Source organism: Nocardia sp. NPDC004168 (assembly GCF_040610355.1).
Classification (GTDB): domain Bacteria; phylum Actinomycetota; class Actinomycetes; order Mycobacteriales; family Mycobacteriaceae; genus Nocardia; species Nocardia sichangensis.
In genome coordinates this window covers 216,782-237,014 of record NZ_JBEXME010000006.1, presented here as the reverse complement: position 1 = coordinate 237,014, position 20,233 = coordinate 216,782, and the positions used below count along the sequence as shown (strand labels likewise).

At 69.0% G+C, this 20,233-nt stretch carries 11 protein-coding genes and 1 pseudogene (1 of these 12 only partly in view); 8 read left to right on the top strand and 4 right to left on the bottom strand.

The window, feature by feature from the left end; all coding sequences use genetic code 11:
• Positions 1-3 precede the first annotated feature (3 nt).
• Entirely contained in the window at positions 4-942 is a 939-nt protein-coding gene (locus tag ABZW96_RS14890) for a hypothetical protein (RefSeq protein WP_355074779.1), read from the top strand.
• Between the two features lie 9 nt (positions 943-951).
• On the opposite strand, the gene ABZW96_RS14885 is transcribed toward ABZW96_RS14890, so the two are convergent.
• A complete protein-coding gene (locus ABZW96_RS14885) occupies positions 952-1,428 on the bottom strand; it encodes a hypothetical protein (protein ID WP_355074777.1) in 477 nt (158 codons plus the stop codon).
• Between the two features lie 103 nt (positions 1,429-1,531).
• Between ABZW96_RS14885 and ABZW96_RS14880 the strand changes: the two genes are divergently transcribed.
• On the top strand, positions 1,532-2,530 hold the full coding sequence (locus ABZW96_RS14880) for an ADP-ribosylglycohydrolase family protein (protein WP_355074775.1): 999 nt from the start codon (positions 1,532-1,534) through the stop codon (positions 2,528-2,530).
• Positions 2,531-3,040: 510 nt separating this feature from the next.
• Here the strand turns inward: ABZW96_RS14880 and ABZW96_RS14875 are convergent.
• The 3 genes from ABZW96_RS14875 to ABZW96_RS14865 form a co-directional block, all read right to left on the bottom strand.
• Complete coding sequence (locus tag ABZW96_RS14875; protein ID WP_355074774.1) at positions 3,041-3,562, bottom strand: hypothetical protein; 522 nt, start codon at positions 3,560-3,562, stop codon at positions 3,041-3,043.
• 201 nt (positions 3,563-3,763) lie between these two features.
• Positions 3,764-4,507, bottom strand: a complete 744-nt coding sequence (locus ABZW96_RS14870) for an ATP-binding cassette domain-containing protein (protein WP_355074772.1) — start codon at positions 4,505-4,507, stop codon at positions 3,764-3,766.
• A 97-nt stretch (positions 4,508-4,604) separates the two neighbouring features.
• Positions 4,605-5,651 carry an ABC transporter permease gene (locus tag ABZW96_RS14865; protein ID WP_355074770.1) on the bottom strand — a complete coding sequence of 349 codons (1,047 nt, stop codon included), beginning with the start codon at positions 5,649-5,651 and terminating at the stop codon, positions 4,605-4,607.
• 130 nt (positions 5,652-5,781) lie between these two features.
• Here ABZW96_RS14865 and ABZW96_RS14860 point away from each other — a divergent pair.
• The 6 genes and pseudogenes from ABZW96_RS14860 to ABZW96_RS14835 all read left to right on the top strand — a co-directional run.
• Positions 5,782-6,930 (top strand): annotated as a pseudogene (locus tag ABZW96_RS14860) (sensor histidine kinase); the annotation flags it as partial.
• A gap of 224 nt (positions 6,931-7,154) precedes the next feature.
• A complete protein-coding gene (locus ABZW96_RS14855) occupies positions 7,155-7,772 on the top strand; it encodes a response regulator transcription factor (RefSeq protein ID WP_355074768.1) in 618 nt (205 codons plus the stop codon).
• A 123-nt stretch (positions 7,773-7,895) separates the two neighbouring features.
• On the top strand, positions 7,896-8,231 hold the full coding sequence (locus tag ABZW96_RS14850) for a hypothetical protein (RefSeq protein ID WP_355074766.1): 336 nt from the start codon (positions 7,896-7,898) through the stop codon (positions 8,229-8,231).
• A gap of 175 nt (positions 8,232-8,406) precedes the next feature.
• Entirely contained in the window at positions 8,407-8,832 is a 426-nt protein-coding gene (locus ABZW96_RS14845; protein ID WP_355074764.1) for a PPOX class F420-dependent oxidoreductase, read from the top strand.
• Positions 8,833-8,856: 24 nt separating this feature from the next.
• On the top strand, positions 8,857-9,606 hold the full coding sequence (cobM, locus tag ABZW96_RS14840; RefSeq protein ID WP_355074762.1) for a precorrin-4 C(11)-methyltransferase: 750 nt from the start codon (positions 8,857-8,859) through the stop codon (positions 9,604-9,606).
• 505 nt (positions 9,607-10,111) lie between these two features.
• Positions 10,112-20,233, top strand: the 5' portion of a protein-coding gene (locus tag ABZW96_RS14835; RefSeq protein WP_355074760.1) for a non-ribosomal peptide synthase/polyketide synthase. It continues 33,621 nt past the right edge of the window; 10,122 of the gene's 43,743 nt are visible here — the first part of the coding sequence; its start codon is at positions 10,112-10,114; its stop codon lies beyond the right edge, outside the window.

The window sequence follows — 20,233 nt, the reverse complement described above, 5'->3', positions numbered from 1 at the left end:
CGCTTGACCAGAACTCTCGATCTGGGCACCCAGAGCGCGGCGGGCACCTACCGGCGCACCAGCCGCACGCTGGACCTCGGCGCTCGCGAGTTCCGGGACGTCGACGAGCGGTCCTCGCACCTGGTGCAAGAGGCGCGCACCCAGCTGCGGCCGCATCCGGCGCAGGTGGCTCGGCAGCGAACGTGGGACTACCAGCCGAGCGCGACCGAATCGGCGATGAGCGCGCGTCGGCTGACCACCGACGTCGGGTTCGACGGTGACATGCGGGACAAAGCGCTGAGAAGCTCCACGACAGTGCAGAAGATGCTTTCCGACGACGGTGAACTCAACGTCTACAAACCGATCCACGGTGAGCAATACGACGCGGGATTGCCCTTCGTGCACGCTCCCGGCGCGCTGACGAGCCGGGAGATCGCGGCATATCGCGTCGATGAACTACTGGGCTTCGGTCGGGTGCCTCCGACGGCTCGGACGGACGGTGTGATCGGACCCGACGGCAGAGCGTCCGGCCCCGGCATGATCCAGCAGTTCGTCAAGTCCGAGCCTGCCAAGCCGGTGGGCGAATATCCGAAAGCGCAGCAACAGCAGGTCGCGGTGCTCGACTACATCATCGGCGCCATGGACCGGCATCCCGGCAACTACCGCACCGTGGAACGTAACGGGCAGCTGGAAGTGGTCGCTATCGACCACGGTCGATCGTTTCCCCTGTCGACCCAACCGCTGGAGATCAATATCGATTCCGATTTCGTCATGGCGCAGAAGGGTAAGCGCCTCGAAGGAGACGTGCTCCGCGCGGTCGAGGGCGTGGATATGGACCGATTTCGAGCGGCGCTCGGAGACGCCGGTCTGCACGAGAATGCCGTCAACGGTGCGGTGACCCGGCTGGAGAAGATACGCGAGCTGGGCATGATCCCGGCCGACGCCAGGGTCTTGCCACCCTGATCCGCTGGATCATCCGGCCTGTGGGTGCGGGCGCCGTTCGATCGTGTTCCGCGCCCGTGCCCACACTTCCTCCGCTTCGAATTCCGCGGCCTGCCAGGAGTCGGTGGCCAGACCGACTCGGCCGCGCCACTTCCGCATGATGTCGGCGTGCACCGGCCAGCGCACGAACCGCCGCATGTCCTGCTCGGTTTCCCACACCGAGATCGAGCCGCCGCGCGACTCCGACGGCCGGGCCCACAACCACAGGCCGACCGCGCCGTGCATCACCGGCCAGTTCCGGCCCAGCCGCATTCCCGTCTTGTAGATCGCCTGGACGTCCTCTTCGGAGGCGGCCAGAAAGTCGGTCACGCTGACGAACACCGGGCCCCGGCTGTCGTGCAGCGGCCCGGCCTGCCAGGGCATCAGCACGGTTCCGTCGGAAAACGGCTGTTCGTCCGTGCCGCTGTGCCGGTCGCCGGAACGGTTCTCGCTAGAGTTAGTAAGCATAAGTAGATGATATGCACACGCTTATTGAATTGCCAACCCTTACCTCCTGGTCTTCGCGGCCGGCGGTAATCGAACCCGCACCGTCCCGCGCCTACCACCGGCAGTGCTCCGGTTTGTCTATCGATCGACTGGATCCGAGTGGTCGCACAGCGGGCGTCTTGCTGTAGTCGGTCAGAGTCGGCACTATTGCTTCCGTATGCCCCTGACTCCTGATATCGCCCTCGACAGCCTCGACGGTCTATCCGTTGGCGACGCATTGGGCGCCCAGTTCTTCGTGCCCGACCGCTCCCTATCCGACCTTCTCGCCGGGCGCCCGCCGACGGCCCCGTGGCAATGGACCGACGACACCGAGATGGCCTGCTCGGTCTATTCGGAAATCCGCAACCGCAGCTACATAGACCGCGATGCGCTCGCGGCCGTATTCGCCGACCGCTGCGAGCCCTATCGCGGCTACGGTGGCGGCACAGTCGTCGTGCTGCACCAGATACGTGACGGACGCCCCTGGGCCGAGGCCGCAGGCTCATCGTTCGACGGTCGTGGTTCGTGGGGAAACGGAGCCGCGATGCGGGTCGCCCCACTTGGGGCGTACTTCGCCGGGAACCCGGACCGGGCCGCAGCGCAGGCCGCGTTGTCCGCCGAAGTCACCCATCGGCATCCCGAAGCGATCATCGGCGCCATGGCGATCGCCGTCGCGGCGAGCCATGCCGCGGCCACTCGCGAAACTGGCTGTACACCAATGGAGTTGCTATCCGCCGTCGAGCCATACCTGGTCGACGGACTGACCGCGACAGGTGTCCGCCGAGCTCGAAAACTATTGGGCAAGACGGTAGCCGAAGCGGCTTACGAACTCGGCAACGGCGCCCAGGTCAGCGCTCAGGACACGGTGCCGTTCACCTTGTGGGCGGCAGCAACCTATCTCGCCGACTATCCGGCCGCCATCACCGCATGTGTCGAGGCTGGTGGAGATGTGGACACCACAGCAGCGATCGTCGGTGGCATCGTGGCAGCCCACACGGGAATAGGGAATCGAGATCATGTCCGCGGAATACCACAACAGTGGCTGCTCGCGCGTGAGCCTCTTCCTCTGTGGGCGACAAGATAGCCCAGTCCGCGGGCTGAGCACTAATGTCATTCGCCCGCAGGTGCACGCCGCTTGTCCTCGGTCAGCTCAGCCAGTATCCCGAGTCCGCAGCTGCCCTCAGCGCGCCGATATCTACCGGCAAGGCGAGGCGTAGGTCGTAGGTGGGCCATGTCAGCGTCAGCTTGTCATCCCATCGTTCTCGTGGCCACCAGTATTCGAGAGTCCACATGTACTCCCATGGCTCGCTGGTTTGCGGCTCGCCACCTCGCGTTGGAAGTCGACCGGAACTGAGCTGAATCTCACCGTGACCTGACTCGACCGAGATGAACTCGCGCTCATGCCCTTTCGTAGGCTGGATCGTGGCGAACAGGGACTTGGAGTCCTGATACTCAGGCCTTTCGCCGTCAGGCGCTAGGCGTATACGCAAGAGACAGCCGACGGGATAAACCTCGGCTGGCCATAGCGCCCAAGAGACCCTTGCAGTTCGGCCTGCCGTCAGCCGGCCCACCAGTACCGGAATCGCCGTGTTCGTCATCGCGGGTAGCTTACAATAAACGGATTGGCCGAATTGTCCTGAACTCCATGTGAAGTCAAGAACTTGACGTGCACGCCCACGCTCACCTGCTCGCCCGTGGTGTAGGGATATATGACAGTTTTCGAGGCCCTGCTACCGCCGAAGGACGATGTCGTCGACTTGGAGTTCAATCCGACTGGAGTCAGCGTGACCTCCATTCCTGTGGCCCCCTGCGTATTGACGAGGTCATACGTCAGGGCGATGCGCCCTTGGTCGAACGGTCGCAGCGTGATGTTGACCGAGCCTGCCGGCCCCTGCTGGTAGTACTCCGGAGCGGCCGATGCGGCCGGAGCAACAAAAAGTGATCCCAGCATTGCGAGAGCTGTTGCTATGGCGAGAAAGAATATCCGAACACTTCTTGGGCTGGAAGCCCCGCCTACAGCGGGCCTCGATATGGCCGCCTCGCTTACCGCCTGAGACGCCGGTCGGTGAAAACCCGCCTCGCGCAACGCCGCCGAACCTTGAACAGTGAACATCATGACGACCCTCCGTCAGCATGATGGGGATCGTTGACCGCACCGTCTCGGCTCCCCCACAAACTTGGTTGTACGGGTTTAGACGCCGACCATCGCGTATTGGTTCCATCGAATGTTCGATGAATATTTCTGTGTCTCTTGGGTGGGTGCGCCGAGAGACCACTGCGTTCTGTTGTCGACCCGGGCGGTCCGTCGGCTGTCGACCTATGGCGTCACTGGGGCCGCGGCCGCTGCGGTCTCCGGAGTGAGGCGTCCGTCGACCATGCGGTAGACGGCGTTCATGCGGTGTAGGTGGGTGCGGTCGTGGGTGACCAGGAGGGTGGCGGCCTCGTGTTCGTGGGCGACGGACAGGATCAGGTCGATCACCGCGGCGCCGCGTTCGGTGTCCAGTGCGCTGGTGGGTTCGTCGATCACCAGGAGGGACGGTGCGTTCATCAGGGCGCGGGCGATATTCACTCGTTGCCGTTGACCGCCGGACAGTTGCGCGGGGCGCTTGTCTCGCTGGTCGGCGAGCCCGACCGAGTCCAGTAGTGCCAGTGCGCGGTCGCGGGTCGTTCGGCGGTGTCGGCGTGACGTGATGATCCGCTGCCCGAGATGCGCCATCGCCTCGAGTTGCTCGACGGCGGTGAGTGCCGGGATCAGGTTCGGTTGTTGGAAGACGATGCCGATCGACGAGCGACGCAGTGCGGCGGCTTCGCGACGGGTCACGTCAGCGAGATCGATTGTGTCCCGGAGTGTTACGAGACGGACGCGCCCGGATTCCGGGCGGATCAGAGTGGCTGTCACGGCCAGCAGGCTGGACTTGCCGGAGCCGGACGGGCCGGTGATGGCGGCGATCTCGCCGCCGCGGACCCGCAGGTTCACTCGGTCCAGGGCGGTGAGCCGGCCGGTGCCGTCGGGGTAGGTGAGCGTCACGTCCGCGAGGGTGAGCGTGGTGGTGGGTGTCATCGGAACTCCGTGCTGAGGGCGGTCGGGCGGTTCGGGTGCGCTGATGAGGCGATCCGGGTGCGGCGGTTGGCGATCGTGCCGTGCGCAGGCCTGCGGTTCAGCGGCCCGCGCCGAGCGCGGTGAGCGGGTCGGCGGTGAACAGGAAGCGCAGGGCGAACGCCGCGCCGAGCAAGCCGAGCAGGATCAGCGCGAGCGAGGGAAGCAGCGTGGTGGCCGGGCTCAGCACGAACGGCACCGCGTCGCCGAGCAAAGCCGCCGCGGCGACGGTGGTCCCGAGGCCGGTCGCGATACCGGCCGTGAGCACGGTGGCGGCTTGGACGAGTGCGTCGCGGACGAGCGACCCCGAAGTCGCCCCCAGCGCTTTCAGCGTGGCGATGTCGGGCATTCGCTGAATCGTCCACACGGTGAAGAACGCGCCGATCACCAGCGCGGAGATGGCGAACAGCAGGGCGGTCATCAGGGTGAGCGAGCCGTTTTCGGCCTGGTAGGAGCCGATCGCTGAGCGCGCTCCCGACAAGTCGGTGGTCCGGGTGTGCGCGGTGGCGTTCACCGCTTCCGGATCGGTCGCCCCCGACACCGCGAGCACGGTGGCCGCGCCGGAACGAGGGTTGAGCGCCTGCCAGTCGGCGAGCGTCATCCAGACCACGGGCGTATGGCTGTACCAGTCGTCGCCACGCACGGCGGACACGACGAACGCGCGTCCGCCGATCACCACGGAACCGCCGGGCGCGGCACCGAGATCGGCGGCCGCGCCGGTACTGAGCAGCACCGTGCCCGCATCGGTCGCCGGGCGGTTGCCGAATGCCGTGTCCGTGCCGAACAGGGCGACCTGCGCGGGGGCAGAGCCGTCACCGTTCGCTTTGCCGCGGGCGATGCCCACCGGTGTCACGCCGCGGGCGGCGGCGCGCCAAGTCGCGATCTGCTCTCCGGTCAGCATGGACCCGTCGAACGAGGGAGCGCCGCCGGTGTCGGCGAAGACGACGGTATCGCCGGGCAACGACTCGACGGCCGAGACGTTCTGGTGCGCGAGCCCGGCCGTGAGCCCGCTGAGGAAGCTCACCAGCACCGCCACCAGCGTGACGACGAGTGTGATCAGTGCGAACCGGCCGCGGGCGGCGCGGAGGTCTCGGAGTGCGACGAACATGTCTCCACCCTCACGCCGCGCCGGGCCGTTTCCATCGCGCCGGGGGAGGAAGCGCGGATGAGCGAAAGTCGGCGGCGGTTTTCCACCTTTCGATGGATGCCCCGGCGATAGCCGTACATAAGCTGACACCGTGCACTCGTCCCCGTTGACCCCGGTTTTCACCACCTTGCGGCTCGGCCTGCACGTGCTGATGACCGGTTTGGCGGTAGTGGTCGCCGTGCGCGCGGCGCTGCCCGGCGCGGCACATCCGGCCGCGACCGTCGGTCTCGCCGCGGCCTTCCTCGTGACCTATTTCGCGGGTGCGGGGTTCGCGGGGAAACGGCGCGCGATTCCGGTGTGGCTCGGTGCGCTGACGGCCCTGTGGCTCGGGCTGGCCGTACTCGCGCCGGACGCGGGTTATCTCGCGTTCGGCCTGTTCTTCCTGTACCTGCACCTGCTGCCGCGCCCATGGAATCTCTGCGCCGTGGCCGCCGCGACCGCCGTGGCGGTAGTCGGCTTCGGCCTGCATCGGGGCTGGTCGGTGGCCGGTGTGGTCGGCCCGGTCATCGGAGCCGCCGTCGCGGTCGGGATCGGGCTCGGTTATCAGGCGTTGTTCCGCGAGGCCGCGGAACGACAGCGACTGATCGACGAATTGCTCAGCACGAGAGCGATACTGGCCGAACGGGAACGCACGGCGGGCAAGCTCGCCGAGCGGGAGCGGCTGGCCGCCGAGATCCACGACACGGTCGCGCAGGGGCTGAGTTCCATTCAACTGCTGCTGCACGCGGCCGAGCGGGAAGCGCCGGATCACCCCGCGCTGCAACGGATCCGGCTGGCCAGGGAGGCGGCCGCGGAAAACCTCGCCGAGACAAGGCGACTCATCGCCGAACTGGCTCCCGCCGCGCTGGAGGGACAGTCACTGGCCGAGGCGCTGGAGCGGATCACTCAGCGCGCCGCCGCGCCCGGGTTGAATACCAGGTTCGTTGTGGAGGGTCCGCCGGAGCGACTGCCCATGCCGATCGAGGCCGCGCTGGTCCGGATCGCGCAAGGCGCGGTCTCGAACGTGATCCGGCACGCCGGTGCGGGCCGGATGCGCGTGACGCTCACGTATGCGGACGACGCGATTCATCTCGACGTGGTCGACGACGGTGTCGGCATCGCTCCCGAAGTACTCGAGCGCAGCCCGTCGGGATCGTTCGGGCTGGCCGCCATGCGATCGCGGGTACACGAGCAGGGCGGAGTCATGGCGGTCGAGTCCGAGCCGGGGCACACGGCAGTCACCGTGTCCTTTCCGCTCGACACTGTCTCGGGTTGCGCCGAACTCGAAGCGGGCGAACACGGCGCGGTGCCGCTCGCCATGGCACATCGGCCGCGCACGGAACCGGCCCGGACGGAATCAACTGCCTCGGACCCGGTCGGGCCGGTGTCCGGCAGTCAAGGCGGGCCCGAGACCGGTCCACCCGGCCAGGGCGGAACGGACACCCGAGGCGCGGACTCGCGCGACCTCGGCGCGGAGGGTTCCGAGTGATCCGCCTGCTGCTCGCCGATGACCACGCGATCGTCCGCGCCGGATTGCGCGCGCTGCTGGACGTCGCCGACGACATCACCGTCGTCGGCGAGGCGGCCACCGCGGAGGCCGCCGTCGCGTTCTGCGCGACCACGCCGGTCGACCTCGTGCTGATGGACCTGAGTTTCGGGTCCGGCCGGTCGGGAGTCGAGGCGACCGCGCGGCTGCGTGAGTTGCCGAGCCCGCCGAACGTCCTCGTGGTCACCAACTACGACACCGACGCCGACATCCTCGGCGCGGTCGAGGCCGGCGCGTGCGGCTACATCCTCAAGGACACACCGCCCGGCGAATTGCTCTCCGCGGTGCGGTCGGCCGCGGCGGGCGACAGCGTGCTCTCGCCCGCGGTCGCGTCCAAGTTGATGACCAGGGTGCGCCGCGCCGACACCACGCTGAGCAGGCGCGAGATCGAGGTATTGCGGCTGGTGTCCGACGGCCGGTCCAACCGCGAGATCGCCAAACAGTTGTTCCTCAGCGAGACCACCGTCAAGTCCCACTTGGTGCATATCTACGGAAAACTCGGCGTGCGCTCGCGAACCTCCGCGGTGGCGCGGGCCCGCGAGCGCGGAATGCTGTGACGCGGACGCGCGCAGGAACGGCCGTTCTTCACTGGAGCCGAAGCTCCGCTCTTCACCGGAGCCGAAGCTCCGCCGATCGACTACTGTGACCGACATCGGATTTTCTATCTTCGGGGGTTTCACATGCTGATCTGGGGCTGGCAGAAGCGTATCCACACGCTCGCCATGATCACCTTGATCTGCGGCCGCTGCGGCAATCCCGCCGCGCACGCGCTGCGCAAGCTCGTCACGAAGTTCACGCTCTTCTTCATTCCGCTCTTCCCGCTCAGCACCAAGCATCACCTGGAGTGCACGTGGTGCGGCGCATCGTCACCGGTCGCCGGACCGCAGGTGCCCGACCTCCTCGCCCGCGCGAACGCCGAGAGCATGGGCCCCGCCCAGTACCAGCAGCCCGCCGCGGGCGGCCCCAACGCCCAGTGGCCCCAGCAGCCCGCTCCCAACTCCAACTGGCAGCGCTGACGAAAGTCCACCGGAGACAGCCAGTGGGTCGGCAGTCCGGCACGGTGCGCGCTGATCGCCTTCCACCGCGGTCGATACCGACGCAACGAGTGAATCGCGCGACCGAACTCAGCCGAACGGAGCCGATCGAACCAACCGAGCCGAGCTGTCGGGAGTCACCACCTAGGGTGAGCGGATGGCCTCTCTTTCCGATCCCGAAGTGCGCGAGTTTCTGACCCATGGCACCCGCACCGGCAAGGTGGCGTTCGTGACGGCTGACGGCAGGCCGATGGTGACGCCGGTGTGGTTCATCGTCGACGGCGACGAACTGGTGTTCAACACCGGCAAGTCCACCGCGAAGGGCAAGGCGTTCGCCCGGGACGGCCGCGTCTCGGTGTGCGTCGACCTGGAGGAACCGCCCTACGCGTCGGTCCAGTTGCGGGGCACGGTGACGCTCTCGGAAGACCCGGACGAACTGCTGCGCACCGCCACCGAGATCGGCGGCCGTTACATGGGCGCCGACCGTGCCGAGGAATTCGGCAAGCGCAACGGCGTCCCCGGCGAACTCGTCGTCCGCCTTCGCCCCGAGAAGGTGATCGCCCACTTCGACGCCACCGCCTGAGCGGGGGTCAATACACTCGCGCGCATGACCGTGCACTTCATCGGGGCCGGGCCGGGCGCGGCCGATTTGTTGACGGTGCGCGCGGTCGAGTTGCTCCGCGCGTCGCCGGTGTGCCTGTACGCGGGGACCTATCTGGATCCCGGCGTGCTGGCGTACTGCGCGCCCGACGCCGAGCTGGTCGATACCCAGCGCTTGGACCTCGACCAGATCACCGAGCGTCTGGTGCGCGCGGACCGGGCCGGACAGGACGTGGCCCGCCTGTGCTCGGGCGACCCGTCGCTGTATTCGGCGCTGACCGAGCAGACCCGCAGGTTGGACGCGCACGGGGTGCCGTGGGATGTCACACCGGGCGTGCCCGCCTATGCCGCCGCGGCGGCGGTGCTCGGTGCGGAGTTGACCGTGCCGGAGCTGGTCCAGTCGGTCGTGCTGACCCGGGCGCAGGCCCGCTCCACCGCGATGCCCGAGTCCGAAGCGCTGGCGAATTTCGCCGCCACCGGCGCGACCCTCGCGCTGCACCTGGCCGTCACTCGCACCCGCGCGACGGCCGCCGAACTGGCCGCCGAGTACGGCCCGGACTGCCCGGTCGCTGTCGTCTACCGCGCCAGCCAGCCCGAGCAATTGATCCTGCGTGGGACCCTGGCCGACATCGCCGACCAGGTCGAGGCCGCCGGACTGCGGCAGGCCGCGGTGATCCTGGTTGGCCGCGCGCTCACGCCGGCGGTGTCGTGCGCGGAATCCCACCTCTATGACCCGGCGCGGGTGCGCGGGTCGTGACGGCGGGTGCCATAGGCGGCCGCCTCCCGCGGCGCGAAAGCGCCGGTTTGGGGCGGGGGTGACGCATGTGAGAACCGCAACATCCCCCTGGCAAACCTCTTACGACCTACCTACCTGCTTTGATGTGCAGTGGCTATGACGATTGGTTGGTCGGCTGCCGGGGGCGACGGTAGATTGATCCGGTGATTCGCAAAGAAGGTCCCGGCGGAGCCGGTCGGTGGGTGCTGGGCACGGGCGAGCCCATGTAACGAGCCCGGCCGGTTGGACAGATAGTTCAATTGAACATTTTTGCCTGATTTGATGTGAGAACTGAACCTGGAGACGCAGGCGCCACGCTCGGATAGGTGGAGCGCCCTCTCCGGGTGTGGTCGGGGAGCGCTTGCGTGGTGTTCCGGAAGCGAGGTTACGGTTGGACCGGCTGGATTTCGGCGGAAACGGCGAAACTGGTGGCGAACGGGCACACGCTGCGTCTGGGGTAGCACCCGACCTGTCGGGTGCGTTCCCGTTGTCTCCCGCTCAGCTGGGCATCTGGTACGCGCAGCACGTCGACCCGCAGGTGCCGGTCACGATCGCGCAGTACGTCGACCTGCACGGTGAGCTGGATGTCGATGTGCTCGAGCGGGCCAGCATCGACGCGTCGCACGAGTTGGGTTCCGGGTTCCTGCGGATCGTCGAGCGCGATGGCGAGCCGCTGCAGTTCGTCGACCACTCGATCGCCGATTACGACAAGGTCGTGTACGTCGATCTGCGCGGCGAGGCCGATCCGGCCGCCGCCGCGATGGCGTGGATGCGCGCGGAGTACAGCCGTCCGTTCGACCTGCTGAACGACCGGTTGATCAAGGTCGCGGCGCTGCAGCTGGCCGACGATCATTGGTACTGGTATTCCCGCTCGCATCACGTCGCGCTCGATGGCTTCGGCGCGATGACCTATGTGAATCGCATCGCTGAGCTCTACACCGCCTATGTCGACGGGGTCGAACCGGCTGTTTCCAAGGCGACCGACCTGCACACGCTGTATGAGCAGGAGATCGCCTATCGGGAGAGTTCCCGCTTCGCCTCCGACAAGGAGTATTGGGCGCAGCGGGTGGCGGGGCTGGAGGAAGGCACCAGCCTGACCGGCCGTTCCGCGCCGCCCGCCGCGATCAACGGCATCGCCAGCGCCGCGCTGTCGGACGAGCAGAATACCCTGCTGGACGCGGCGGTCGCGCGGCACGATTCCTCGCCCGCCGGTCTGCTGCTGGCCGGTTTCGCCGCGTATCTGGCGCAGTGGAACGGCGTCGAGGACGTCATTCTCAGCCTGCCGGTGACCGCGCGCACCACCGCGGCGATGCGCCGCTCGGGCGGCGTGTCGTCGAACATCGTGCCGCTGCGGCTGCACGTGGGCCACGACACGACGGTGTCGGGGCTGCTCAAGCAGGTGGCGGTCGAGGTGTCCGGCGCGTTGCGGCACCAGCGGTACCGGCACGAGGACATCCGCCGCGACGCGGCCGGTGACGGTGTGGTGACCACGGAGTTCTTCGGGCCGTGGGTCAACATCATGCTGTTCGGTGACGAGATCGCGCTCGGCCCGATGGTCGGGCAGCTCAGCGTGCTGTCGACCGGCAGCATCGAGGATCTCGGCGTCAACTTCTACCAGTCGGTCGCGGGCACGCGATCGCACATCGACTTCGAGACCAACCCCAACCTCTACACCGAGGACGAGGCGCGCCGCCACCACGGCCGGTTCCTGGAGTTCTTCGATCGCTTCCTCGCCGCCGAGGCGGACGCCGGCGTGTGGGGGCTTCCGGTCGCCACCGCCGAGGAGCGTGAGCGGACGCTGCTGGAGTGGAACGACTCCGAGCAGGACGTTCCGGCCACCACGCTCGCGGCGCTGCTGGACGCGCAGATGTCGCGGACCCCGGACAACATCGCCCTCGACTTCGAGGGCGCGACGCTGGCCCACCCGTCGCCCGACCACCACCCCTCATCGAGTCGCTCCGCGACGCTGACGTATCGGGAGTTCGACGCGCGGGTCAACCGGCTGGCTCGTTTCCTGATCGCCGACGGCGTGGGCCCGGAGTCGCTGGTCGCGCTGGGCATGCGCCGCTCGCTGGAGCTGGTGATCGGCATGCACGCGGTGCTGAAGGCCGGTGGCGCGTACGTGCCGATCGATCCGGATCATCCGGCCGAGCGCACCGCCTACATCCTCGACAGCGCCGCGCCGGTGTGCGTGCTGACGCACTCGGCCGACGAGCTGGAGCTGCCGCAGGCGGTGCGGCGGGTGGAGATCGACACCCTGGATACCTCGGCGTACTCCGCCGACCCGGTGACCGACGCCGACCGCCTGGCCCCGCTGCGTCCGGACAACACCGCCTACGTCATCTACACCTCGGGTTCGACCGGCCGCCCCAAGGGCGTCGCGGTCACCCACCACGCGATCGTCAATCAGCAGCTGTGGATGCTCGACGAGTACCGGCTGACCGCGCAAGACGTGTACCTGCAGAAGACGGCGACCACGTTCGACGTGTCGCTGTGGGGTTACTTCCTGCCGCTGATGGTGGGCGCGAAGCTGGTCATCGCGTCGCCGGACGGGCACCGCGACCCGCTGTACGTGGCGGAGATGATCGCCCGGCACGGGGTCACCGTGACCGACTTCGTCCCGTCCATGCTGACAGTCTTCGTCGCGCACGCTACGCAGGCCCAATGCGCGACGCTGCGGGCGGTTTTCGTGATCGGCGAGGCGTTGCCGCCGGAGACCGCGGCCGGCTTCCGCGCCATCACCGACGCGGGGCTGCACAACCTGTACGGCCCGACCGAGGCCGCGGTCTCGGTGACCTACTGGGAGGCGACGGCCGCCGACACGGTGACCGTGCCGATCGGTATCCCGGAGTGGAACGTCCAGGTCTACGTGCTGGATTCGCGGTTGCGCCCGGCCGCGATCGGCGCGCCCGGTGAGCTGTACCTGGGCGGGCGTCAGCTCGCCCGCGGCTACCGCGGCCGTCCCGACTTGACCTCGGATCGCTTCGTCGCGAACCCGCTGTCGAGCACGGGCGAGCGGATGTACCGCACCGGCGACCTGGTGCGCTGGAACGAAGCGGGCACGCTGGAATACATCGGCCGCACCGACTTCCAGGTGAAGTTCCGCGGCCAGCGCATCGAGCTGGGGGAGATCGAGACCGATCTGCTCGCCCACCCCGCGGTCAGCCAGGCCGTCGTGCTGGTGGTGGACACCGCGACCGGTCAGCAGCTGGTGGCCTACGTCGTGCCCGCTCCCGGTCACAGCGTGGAACCGGTGGAGCTGACCAGGTTCGCCGCCGAGCAGCTGCCCAGCTACATGGTGCCCGCGTCGATCATGGTGCTGGACGCCTTCCCGCTCAACACCAGCGGCAAGCTGGACCGCAAGGCGCTGCCGGAGCCGGTGTTCAGCGCCGACGCCGGCGACTTCCGCGCGCCGCGCACCCAGGCCGAGCAGATCGTGGCGGGCATCTTCGCCGACGTGCTCAGCCAGGACCGCGTCGGCATCGACGACAACTTCTTCGACCTGGGCGGCAACTCGCTGGTCGCCACCCAGGTGGTGGCGCGCATCGGCGCCGCGTTCGGCACCCAGATCGGGGTGCGCGCGCTGTTCGAGACCCCGACCGTCGCCGGTATCGCCGCGCGCGCGGAAAACGCCGCGCCCGTGGGCGAATCGCGCCCGCCGCTGGTGGCCCAGCAGCTGCCGGAGCGGGTGCCGCTGTCGCTGGCACAGCAGCGTATGTGGTTCATCAACCAGTTCGACCCGACCGTGCCGACCTACAACCTGCCGTTCGTGGTGCGGTTGCGCGGCCAGGTGGACCTGGAAGCGTTGCAGTCGGCGCTGCTGGACGTGGTCGAGCGGCAGCAGTCGCTGCGCACGATCTTCCCCGAGTCCGGCGACGGCGGCTACCAGCAGGTGCTCCCGGTCGACCAGGTCGACCTCGGCATCGAGGTGCAGCCGATCGACGAGGCCGAACTGCACGGCGCGCTGGCCGAATTCGCCGCGCGCGGCTTCGACGTCTCGACCGAGCTGCCGATCCGGGTGCGGGTCTTCGCGGTCACCGGCGGGCGTGGCAACGGCGCGGCGGACTACGCGCTGGCGTTCGTCGTGCACCACATCGCGGCCGACGGCTTCTCCTTCGGCCCGCTGGCGCGCGACGTGGCCGCCGCCTACCTGTCCCGCAGCGCGGGCGAGGCGCCGAGCTGGGCGCCGCTGCCGGTGCAGTACCAGGACTTCAGCGTGTGGCAGCGCGAGCTGCTCGGCGCGGAATCCGATCCCGCGTCCATGGCGGCGCGCGAGATCGCCTATTGGCGCAGGGCATTGGCGGGCCTGCCGGATCAGCTCGACCTGCCCGCGGACCGCCCGCGCCCGCCGGTGCAGAGCTTCCACGGCAGCCGGGTGAGTTTCGACATCGACGCCGAGTTGCACCGGCGGCTGGTCGCGCTGGCCCGCGCGCAGGGCGTCAGCCTTTTCATGGTCATGCACGCCTCGCTGGCCGTGCTGCTGGCCCGGTTGTCCGGCACCAGCGACATCGCGATCGGCACCCCGGTGGCCGGGCGCGGCGAGCAAGCGCTCGACGACCTGATCGGCATGTTCGTCAACACCCTCGTGCTGCGTTCGGAAGTGGACGGCAGCGAGTCGTTCGCCGAATTCCTCGGCCGCACCAGGGAAACCGATCTCGCCGCGTTCGCGTTCGCGGACGTGCCGTTCGAGCGGCTGGTCGAGGTGCTCAACCCGACCCGCTCGCAGGCGCGGCATCCGCTGTTCCAGGTGATGCTGTCGTTCCAGGAGATGTCGCACGCGACCCTGGAACTGCCCGGGCTCTCGGTCACCGCCGACGAGCTCGAGGTCGACATCGCCAAGTTCGACCTGCAATGGACGGTCACCGAGGAACGCGGCGCGAACGGTGAGCCCGCAGGCATGGGCGCGGTCATCTCCTTCGCCACCGACCTGTTCGACGCGCCCACCGTCGCCGAGTTCGGCCGCCGCTACCTGCGCGTGCTGGAAGCCGCCGTCGCCGCGCCGGGAACCACGGTGCGCGACATCGAGATCCTCGACGAGGCCGAGCGCGCCCGGGTGCTGACCGAGTGGAACCACACCGGGCACGACGTGCCCGCCGCCACCGTGCTCGAGCTGTTCGAAGAGCAGGTGCGGGGCAGGCCGGACGACCCGGCCGTCCTGTTCGACGGCGGCACGCGCGGCGCGGAGGAGTTCGGCGCGCCGATCGAGCTGACCTACGCCGAGTTCGCCGCGCGGGTGAACCGCTTGGCGCGCAAGCTGATCGACGCGGGCGTCGGCCCGGAGACGTTGGTCGCGGTCGGCATCCGCCGCTCGGTGGACATGCTGGTGGCGATCTACGCCACGCTGACCGCCGGTGGCGGCTACGTGCCGATCGACCCCGACCACCCGGCCGAGCGCACCGAATACGTACTCGACAGCTCGTCTCCGGTGTGCGTGCTCACCACCACCGGCGACAACGTCACCGCCGCCGACATCCCGGTGCTGACGCTGGACACCCTGGACCTGAGCGGATTCGGCGACGAGCCCGTCACCGACGCCGAGCGCCGCGCCCCGCTGCGCGCCGCGAACACCGCATACGTGCTCTACACCTCCGGCTCCACCGGCCGCCCCAAGGGCGTCGCGGTCAGCCACGCGTCGGTGGTCAACCAGATCGCCTGGATCACCGCCGAATACCGGATCGGCCCGGCCGACGTGATCCTGCAGAAGACGCCGGTCACCTTCGACGTGTCGGTGTGGGAGCTGTTCGGCACGCTGGCCGTCGGCGCCCGCATGCTGATCGCCGCGCCGGACGGCCACCGCGATCCGATCTACTTGTCGGAGATCATCGGACGGCACCGGGTCACCATGACCTCGTTCGTGCCGTCCATGCTGTCGGTGTTCGCCGGGTCCGCCGACACCGCCGAATGCGCCTCGCTGCGCGCGGTTCTGGTCGCCGGTGAGGCGCTGCCGCCCGCGACCGTCACCGCGTTCCGGCAGTTCTCCACCGCCGCGGTGCACAACCTTTACGGCCCGACCGAGTTCACCGTGCACGCCACCGCCTGGCAGCTCAACGAGGTCGCGCCCACGTCGGTGCCGATCGGCCGCCCGGTGTGGAACGCGCAGACCTACGTGCTGGACGAGGGCCTCGCCCCGGTTCCGGTCGGCGTGCCCGGCGAGCTGTACCTGGGCGGCGTGCAGACCGCCCGCGGCTACCACGGCCGTCCCGACCTGTCCGCCGAGCGCTTCGTCGCCGACCCGTTCGGCCCGCCCGGCTCCCGCCTGTACCGCACCGGCGACCTGGTGCGCTGGGTGCGTCCGCGCGATCCGGAGGTGGGCAGCGCCGGCCTGCTGGAGTACATCGGCCGCACCGACTTCCAGGTGAAGTTCCGCGGTCAGCGCATCGAGCTCGGCGAGATCGAGACCGCCCTGCTCGACCATCCGGCCGTCACCCAGGCCGTGGTGCTGGTCATGGACACCGTCGCGGGCGACCAGCTGGTCGCCTACGTGGTCACCGGCGGCGGTCCCGTCGACCTGGACAGCATCAAGAACGCGCTGCACCGCACGCTGCCCGCGTACATGGTGCCCTCGGCGATCGTGGTGCTCGAGGCGTTCCCGCTGAACGCCTCCGGCAAGCTGGACCGCAAGGCGCTGCCTGCGCCGGTGTTCGAGGTGCGCGAATTCCGCGCCCCGACCACGCCGATCGAGGAGATCGTCGCGCAGATCTTCGGTGAGGTACTCGGTATCTCCCGCGTCGGCGTGGACGACGACTTCTTCGAGCTGGGCGGCAACTCGCTGATCGCCACCCAGGTGGCCTCCCGCCTCGGCATCGCGCTGGACACCAGGGTGCCGGTGCGCATGCTGTTCGAGGCGTCCACGGTCGCGGCGCTGGCCGCGCGGGTGGAGTCGCACGCCGGGGACGGCGCGCGCAAGGCGCTGGTGGCCCGGCACCGTCCGGAGCAGGTGCCGTTGTCGCTGGCGCAGCAGCGCATGTGGTTCCTCAACCGTTTCGACACCTCCTCGGCGGTCAACAACATCCCGGTCGCGATCCGGTTGTCCGGCGATCTGGACATCGCCGCGTTGCAGGTCGCGGTCATCGACGTGATCGATCGGCACGAGTCGCTGCGGACGGTGTTCCCGGAGACCAAAACCGGCCCCGTGCAGGTGGTGCTGGACGCGGCGCAGATCGTGCCGGACCTGACCCCGGTGCGGGTGACCGAGCACAACCTGATCGATCACCTGGTCGAGCTGGCGTCGATGGCGTTCGACGTGACCAGCGAAGTGCCGCTGCACGCCCGGCTGTTCGAGATCAGCGAGACCGAGTACGTGCTGGGCATGGTGGTGCACCACATCTCGGCCGACGGCTGGTCGATGGGCCCGCTGGCCCGTGACGTGATGGTGGCCTACGCCGCCCGCACGTCGTGGGAGGCGCCCGCGTGGTCGGCGCTGCCGGTGCAGTACGCCGACTACGCGCTGTGGCAGCGCGAGGTGCTCGGCTCCGAGGACGACCCGAGTTCGCTGATCGCCAACCAGATCCGGTACTGGACGCGCGAACTGGCCGATCTGCCCGACGAATTGACGCTGCCGTCGGACCGGCCGCGCCCGGCCGTCGCCTCCTACCGCGGCGGCACCTATCCGTTCGTGATCTCCGGCGAGACCCAGCGCGCCCTGATCGAGCTGGGCCGCAGGCACAACGCATCGCTGTTCATGGTGCTGCACAGCGCGCTGGCGGTCCTGCTCGCCCGCGCCAGCGGCACCAGCGACATCGCCATCGGCACCCCGGTCGCCGGTCGCGGTGAAGCCGCGCTGGACGACCTGATCGGCATGTTCGTCAACACCCTGGTGCTGCGCACCGAGGTGGACGGCGCAATGAGCTTCGCCGACCTGCTCGCCCGCTCCCGCGAGACCGACCTGCACGCCTTCGCGCACGCGGACGTACCGTTCGAGCGCCTGGTCGAGGTGCTCAACCCGGCGCGTTCGCAGGCGCGGCATCCGCTGTTCCAGGTGATGCTGACCTTCCAGAACACCCGGCAGGCCAGCTTGGAACTGCCCGGTCTCTCGGTCAACGGCATCGACTACGACGCCCGGCTGGCCAAGTTCGACCTGCAGCTGACCCTGTCGGAGACGCAGGACGACCACGGCGATTCGGCGGGCATGTCGGCCGAATTCTCCTACGCCCTGGATCTTTTCGACGAGCCGACGGTCGCGGCGTTCGCCCGGCGCCTGGACCGCATCCTCGCGGCCGTGACCGCCGACCCGGACGTCCCGATCGGCGACATCGACCTGCTCGCGTCCGAGGAACGCGCGCGGGTGCTGATCGACTGGAACGACACCGGGCACCCGGTGGACCAGGTCGCGACGCTGGTCTCGCTGTTCGACGCGCAGGCGGCGGCGACGCCGGACGCGATCGCGCTGGACTTCGAAGGCGAGCGGCTGACCTACCGCCAGTTCCAGGAGCGGGCCAACCGCATCGCCCGCCAGCTCATCGGCGCGGGCGTGGGCCCGGAATCGCTGGTGGCGCTGGCGCTGCGGCGTTCCACCGAACTGGTCGTCGCGATGTACGCGGTGGTGCAGACCGGCGCGGCTTACGTGCCGCTGGACCCGGATCAGCCCGCCGACCGGATCAACTACATCATCGAGACCGCCCGCCCGCGGATGATCCTGTACCGCTCGGCGGACGGATTCGGCCTGGACCCGCAGCCCGCGGTGACCGCGCTGTCGGTGGAAGGCATCGAGGGCGTGCCCGGTTTCGCCGAGACCAGCGGCGCGCCGATCACGGATGCCGAGCGCACGCGCCCGCTGCGGCCGGAGAACACCGCGTACGTCATCTTCACGTCCGGTTCGACCGGACGCCCGAAGGGTGTTGCGGTCAGCCACGAAGCGATCGTGAACCGGTTGCTGTGGATGCAGCACGAGTACCCGATCGGTCGCGATGACGCGGTGTTGCAGAAGACGCCCGCCACGTTCGACGTGTCGGTGTGGGAGTTCTTCTGGCCGTTGCAGACCGGGGCCAGGCTGGTCGTGGCGCGCCCGGAGGGGCACCGCGACCCGGTGTACCTGTCCCAGATCATCGCCGAGAAGCAGATCACCACGGCGCATTTCGTGCCGTCGATGCTCTCGGTCTTCGTCTCCACGCTCGGCAACGAGAACGGCGACGGACTGCCCGCGCCGCGGCTGCGGCAGGTCTTCGCCTCCGGTGAGGCGCTGCCCGCGCAGACGGCGCAGCGTCTGCGCGAGCTGACCGGCGCGCGGCTGCACAACTTGTACGGCCCGACCGAGGCCGCCGTCGACGTGACCTACCACGAGGCGACCGAGGCCGATACGGTGTCGGTGCCGATCGGACGCCCGGTGTGGAACACCCGCGTCTTCGTGTTGGACAGCCGCCTGCACCCGGTCGCGCCGGGTGTCGCGGGTGAGCTGTATCTCGCGGGCGATCAGCTGGCGCTCGGCTACCTGGGCCGCTCGGACCTGACCGCCGACCGGTTCGTGGCCAACCCGTACGGCGCGCCGGGGGAGCGGATGTACCGCACCGGTGACTTGGTGGCCTGGACTCCGGACGGCGAGCTGGAGTACCTGGGCCGCACCGACTTCCAGGTGAAGCTGCGCGGTCTGCGTATCGAGCTGGGCGAGATCGAGGCCGCACTGCTGGCGCAGCCGGGTATCGCGCAATCGGTGGTCGTGCTGCGCTCCGACGCGCACGCGGGCGATCAGCTGGTGGGCTACCTGGTCTGCGAACCGTATGTGGCTGTGGACATCGACGAGGTGAAGTCCGCGCTGGCCGCGGCGCTGCCGGGCTACATGGTCCCGGCCGCGCTGGTCGTGCTGGACGCCTTCCCGGTGAACGCCTCCGGCAAGCTGGACCGCAGGGCGCTGCCTGCTCCGGTGTTCGAGGCCAGGGTGTTCCGCGCGCCCTCGACTCCGATCGAGGAGATCGTCGCGGAGATCTTCGCCGACCTGCTCGGCGTGCCGCGCGTCGGCGTGGACGACGACTTCTTCGAGCTCGGCGGCAACTCGCTGGTCGCCACCCAGGTGACCGCCCGCGTCAGCGCCGCGCTGAACACCGAGGTCGGCGTGCGCGTGCTGTTCGAGGCCCCGACCGTGGGCGCGCTCGCCGCGCGGATCGAGTCACACGCGGGAAGCGGTGCGCGCCAGGCGCTCACGGCACAGGTGCGTCCCGAGCACCCGCCGCTGTCGCTGGCGCAGCAGCGCATGTGGTTCCTCAACCGCTTCGACATCGGGAGCGCAGCGACCACATCAGGCGCGGCCTCCGCCACCTACAACATCCCGGCCGCGGTGCGGCTGGAAGGCGCGCTGGATCTGGACGCGCTGCGCGGCGCGGTCGCCGACGTGGTCGGGCGCCACGAATCGCTGCGCACCATCTACCCGTCGCGCGACGGCGTGGCCTACCAGCGGGTGTTGAACGCCACCAGGGCGATTCCCGAGCTGGACGTGGTCGAGGTGGCCGAGGGGCAATTGCTCGGCGTCCTCTACGAGTTCGTCGAGCGCGGCTTCGACGTGACCACCCAGCCGCCGGTGCGCCTGCGCGCCTACCGGCTCGCCCCGGACGACTACGTGCTGGTCGTGGTGGTGCACCACATCGCCGCGGATGGCTTCTCCATGCGTCCGCTGGTGCGC